This is a genomic window from Streptomyces sp. NPDC004752, from assembly GCF_053601275.1.
In genome coordinates, this window is record NZ_JBSGBN010000245.1 from 1 (window position 1) to 5,435 (window position 5,435).

Annotated in this window: 3 protein-coding genes; 1 reads left to right on the forward strand and 2 read right to left on the reverse strand. The window is 71.8% G+C overall.

Going from position 1 to position 5,435, the window contains the following annotated elements; genetic code table 11:
* Positions 1-410: 410 nt before the first annotated feature.
* A complete protein-coding gene (locus ACWEKM_RS45525) occupies positions 411-1,982 on the reverse strand; it encodes an aromatic amino acid ammonia-lyase (protein WP_451627194.1) in 1,572 nt (523 codons plus the stop codon).
* 10 nt (positions 1,983-1,992) lie between these two features.
* On the reverse strand, positions 1,993-2,952 hold the full coding sequence (locus tag ACWEKM_RS45530) for an ABC transporter substrate-binding protein (RefSeq protein WP_451627195.1): 960 nt from the start codon (positions 2,950-2,952) through the stop codon (positions 1,993-1,995).
* Between the two features lie 392 nt (positions 2,953-3,344).
* Between ACWEKM_RS45530 and ACWEKM_RS45535 the strand changes: the two genes are divergently transcribed.
* Positions 3,345-5,435, forward strand: a 2,091-nt coding sequence (locus ACWEKM_RS45535) for an ATP-binding protein (RefSeq protein ID WP_451627196.1), incomplete at its 3' end; no start/stop codon positions are given.

Here is a 5,435-nt window from a genome sequence, read left to right on the forward strand (position 1 = left end):
GGCAACGGAACCGGAACGCGGCGGGAGCGGGGCGCGGGCGAAACGGTGCACCGGCGGTGGCGGTGGCGGCCCGCGGCTACGGCATCAGTCCTCGCCGAGAGACACCTTGCGCGCCCTCTCGCCCATCGGCGCCGCGAGGGACCGGCAGGGGCGGCCGGGCGCGGGAACGCACGGCCGGTGGGGTGGGGACGGTGGCTCGGGGCGGGGTTCGAGCTAGTGCTGCGACCGGAAAGGTTCACCGGCTCGCGACGCCCGGCACGGCACTCCCCCGGCCTTCGGCCGGGAGGTGCCCCCACGCCGCGTTGTCGCATCACCCGAGTACATCCAGTACACGGGCGATGCTCCGCCTTGCGATGCACCGCACCGGACGCCGCGAGCTTTCCGGCAAACCTTCCGGCCACAGCACTTGGTCACAGTTCTGCCAGCAGCGGCAGCAGGTCGGTCGCCGTCGTGATGTCCCCGGTCAGGGGGCGGTCCTCGGTGTCCGGCGGGAGCACGGCCGCGGCCAGCGCCAGGGCGGGGACGAGCGGGGCCGCCGAGTGCAGGCGCAGCGCCCGTACGGCGGTGACCAGTTCGCAGGCGAGGACGGTGGCATACGCGTCGGCCGCCCGCTCGGTCTGCCGGGCGGCCTGACCGGCGAAGCTGGCGGCCTCCTCCACTCCCTGAGCGAGGACGGCGTGCCCGGCGGAGGCCGGGGCGGCGCACGAACGCAGCTCCGCGAGGGCCGAGTTGGCGGTGTACTCCAGGATCATCGTGCCGGAGCTGCCGACCGGGCCGGTGGCGAGGTAGTCGGTCAGTCCGGTCAGGTCGGCGCGGACGAGCGCGGACAGCCGGGCGACGGACAGCTGGGCCGTCTGCAACAGGGCCAGGTTCAGGCCGTCCAGGGCCAGGCCCAACGGGGCGGCGAAGAAGCCGCCGTGGTGGTAGGCGTGGCCGTCGACGGCGAGCACGGGGTTCTCCGTGCGGGTGTTGATCTCCACCTCGATGATCCGGCGCAGTGCGTCGCCTGCCTCCAGCACCGCACCGTGCACCTGTGGGAAGGCACGGAAGCCGTAGGGGTCCTGGATGCGCCGCCCGGGGGTGACCGGCCGGTCGGGCAGCTCCAGCAGCCGGCGTACCTCGGCGGCGGCGCGGGCCGGTCCGGGGTAGGGGCGCAGGGCGTGCAGCGGGGCGGCATACGCCTGCGGTGACCCGGCGACGGCGACGAGGGAGAGCGCGGCAACGGCGTGCGTGGCCCGCAGCAGGACGTCCACGGCGTGCCCGGCGAGCGCGGCCCGGCCGAGCGTGAGGGCGTTGCTGCTGAGCAGCGCGAGCGCGTCGCCGGGGCGCAGCACGAGGGTCGCGGGCGGCCCGGCCGGCGCGAGGTCCGCCCCGGTTTCCGGCGGCCGGGTGGTGGTGCCGTCCACGGCCGGCGTCCGGGCCGCGTCCGTGGTGGCGGCCAGCCAGGGCCGTTCGCCGATGAGGGTGAGGCCCGTCTGGGCCAGGGCCGCCAGATCGCCGGTGCCCACACCGCCGTAGGCGTGGACCGCCGGGTGGACGCCGACGCGCAGGGCCTCGGTGAGGGCGGTGATCACCGAGGGGTGGATGCCGGAGCCGCCGGCCAGGAGCTGGTTGGTGCGGACCGCGAGCATCGCGCGGACCTGCCGGGCGGGCAGCAGCGGTCCGGCGTCGCCCGCGTGGCTGCGCAGCAGTCGCAGGCCGTGCCCGGCCTCGTCGCCCGCCTCGACCGGCACGGAGCGGTTCGCGCCCACGCCGGTGCCGCGGCCGTAGAGGCGGCCGGTCGCGGCGAGGCGGCCCATGGTGACCCAGGAACGGTGCGCCCGGTCGAGTGCCTCCGGGGGGACGAAGGGGTCGGCGACGGCGTCGGCGAGCCGGACGAGTCCGGGCAGGTCCAGGCCGTGGCCGTCCAGCGCGACGCGGGTGCCCCCGGTGTTCCCGGTGTCTGGGGACACCCGCGTCGCGCCGTCCGTGCTCGCGTCCACGGTGCGGATGTCAGCCGAGGCCGGCGGACTTCAGCCACGCCTTGGCGACGTCCAGCGGGTCCTTGTTCTCCAACTGCACCTGGGTGTCGAGGTCCAGCAGGGTCGCCGTGTCCAGCTTGGCCGAGACCGCGTCGAGCGCGTCGGTGCCCTTCTGGGAGAGCGAGCCCTTGTAGACCAGCGGCTGGACGTTGGCGAACCCGAAGAGGTTCTCCGTGTCCTGGAGGACGACGAACTTCTCCTTGGAGATGGTCGGGTCCGTGGTGAAGATGTCGGCGGCCTGGACGGTGTTCTTCTTCAGCGCGGCCTGGGTGAGCGGGCCGCCCGCGTCCAGCGCCTTGAACGACTTGAACTCCACGCCGTACACGGACTTCAGTCCCTCAAGGCCCTGGTGCCGGGTCTGGAACTCCGGGGAGCCGCCGATGACCAGATCCTTCGCGGCGTCCTTGAGGTCGGCGATGGACGATTTGTCGGTCAGGTTGTACTGCTTCGCGGTGGCCGCGTTGACCGTGACCGAGTCCTTGTCCTGGGCGTCGGCCGGCTTCAGCAGGGTCAGCTTGGAGTCCAGCTTGGCCTCGATGGCCGCCGTGGTCTCCTCGATGGTCTTCGGGGTGGCCTTCGAGTCGAGGTAGGCGAGCAGGGCGCCGTTGTACTCGGGCAGGACCGAGATGGAACCGTTCTTGAGCAGGCCGTACGTCGTTTCACGGCTGCCGATGTTGGGCTTGTAGGTGACCTTGATTCCCTTGGCCTTCAGGGCCTCGCCGTAGATGTCGGCGATCAGGATGCTCTCGGCGAAGTTGTTGGAGCCCACGACGACCGTGTCGCCGCTCGCCTTCTCGCCCTTGAGCGGGTCGTCGGAGGTGTTGTCGGAGGAGGAACAGCCCGCCAGCAGGGCCGTTGCAGCGGCGAGCGCGACGGCCGCCGCGCCTCGGTGTCTGAGGATGAACCTGCTGGTGTGGGTGTTGGAAGTCACGGTTCCCGTTCCGGGTTCGGTTCAGTGGTCGAGTGGTTGGTGGGGTTGGTGGGGTTGGTGAACAACTCTGGGACAGCTCTCCACACGATCCAATCCAGCCCCTTCTCGCCCAGTCAAGTGCCACCGGGTCACCGATTGGCTTCGATCCGTGTTCAGTTGTGCATGAAGAGCGTTCTCTTTGTAACGGATTCTTGATGATAGGTGAGCCGTTCGGTCCTTCGATCAAGCTGTAGTCTCACCGCAGTTGATATCGGGCATGCGGTGCACGGGTTCCGCTTCGGTGTCGTCGCGCAGCACTCCGGGGCAAGGACGCCCCACCATTCGGGGCGAGTGGGCCCCGTACGCCGGGGCGAAGGCGCCCCGCGGAAGACACCCCCCACGAAGGAGGACCGGTGTCCACGAACGAGGTGGACGCGCCCGCCCGGCACGCTTCGCCGACGCGGAGCGGCATCAGGGGCTACGCCGACCGCTGGCCCTTCAGGCGCAAACTCAATCTGCTCGTCGGCGTCCCGCTCGCCGTGGTCGCCGCACTCCTGTCGTACCTGATCACGGATCTGGTCCAGCAGTCGAACACGGCGCAGTCGGCGGCGCAGCTCGTGCGGGACAGCGCACAGGTGGCCCGGCTGGTGGACCGGGTGGAGGCCGAGCACCAGCAGGCGATCCTGCTGTCGGTGCGCTACGAGTCCGGGGTCAGCCGGCCCTCCCCCGGCGACTACCGGACCGCCCAGAACGCCGTGGACACCCAGTTGCAGAAGGTGCTCGACACCTTCGGTGACCGGCTGCCGGAGAGCGAGGCGCAGGCCCTGCGGGAGGTCGAGGGCCTGTCCAGCCTGCGCGACTCGGTCGAGGCGGCCTATCTGCCGGCCGACAACATCGACCCGGCCTACGCCAACGCGGCCCAGGGCCTCATCGACGGACTGGGCCTGGACCGCAACTCCTCGCTCGCCTCCACCTTCACCGGCAGCCTGCTGGACTCGCTGCTGCGCGCGGACGCCGCCCACGGCTCCTTCGAGACCAGCGTGTTCTCGGCCACCACCGGGGACACCAACGCGCTGATCGAGTTCACCAACGCGGTCGGCGCCTACGACCTGTACAAGCACCAGGCCACCCGGTTCGGCCGGTTCGCCACCGAGGCGCAGGCGGAGCAGCTGGCCGGGATGGAGCACACCCCCGCGCAGCGCGCCATCGCCCAGTCGTTCGCCGAGTTGCAGATCGACACCAGCAGACTGGAGTCGGGCAGCCAGGGAGAGATCAGGCAGGCCGTCAAGGACGCGCTGAACTCCTACCCCGACTACCCGGAGCAGGCCGCCGCCCGACTGAAGATCACCACCTCGCTGATCGGCCAGATCGCCGGGCGGGCCGACGACACCTCCCGTTCGGCCCAGTGGAACGCCGGACTGCTGCTCAGCGGAGCGCTGGCCGGCTTCGCCCTCTGGTTCGTCCTCTCCGTGCTGGTCCGCCGCTCGGTGATCCGCCCGGTGCAGGCGCTGACCGGGGTGGCGCAGGAGGTCGCCGAGGTGGCCGGCCGGGAACTCGCCCGGGTGGCCGCCGATGACACCGAGGACGACCGTCCGCCCCGGCTGCGGGACATGCCGGTCACCGCGCGCGACGAGATCGGCGACCTGGCCGAGGCGTTCAACCATGTGCAGACGACCGCCGCCGCGCTGCTGGAGCGGCAGGTGCTCAGCCGCCGCAACACCGCCGAGATGTTCGGCAACGTGGGCCGCCGGGTAAGCAATCTGACCACCCGTCAGCTGGCCCTGATCGACGCGGTGGAGCGCGGCGAGACCGACCCGGCCCTGCTCGAACGCCTCTACTCCATCGACCACATCGCGGTGCGTCTGCGCCGCAACGCCGACAGCCTGATGCTGCTGGCCGGCATCCGCGAGTCGGTGCTGGACGCCGGGCCCACGCCGCTCACCAACGTGGTGCGGGCCTCGCTCGGCCAGATCGAGGGCTATCAGCGGGTACGGCTGTACACCGCCTCGGACTCCATGGTCGAGCCCGACATCCTCGGCGACCTGACCCTCATGGTGGCCGAACTCCTGGAGAACGCGGTGTCGTTCTCGCCGGAGGGCAGCCCCGTCGAGGTGACCGTCCGCAGCGGCGCCGCGGGCGCGCATGTCGTCATCACCGACCATGGCCTCGGCATGAGCGCGGAGCGCCTCGCCGAGGAGAACTCCCGGCTGATCCACCGCGAACGCCTCGATCTCGTGCCGACCAAGGTGCTCGGCCTGTTCGTGGTGGGCACGCTGGCCCGCCGCTGGGAGATCGGGGTCGAGCTGACCCGTACCCCGGGCGGCGGCGTCACCGCCGAAGTGTCGCTGCCGTCCTCGCTGCTGCTCGGCGTGAGCCCGATGCCGGCCGACGGCACGGTCACCGACGGGGCCGCCCCGGTGCCGGTCGAGCGTCCTGCCCAGCGCCCTGCCGAGCGCCCGGTGGGCAGGGCGGCGGACGCGCCCGCGAGCACCGGACCGCACCCG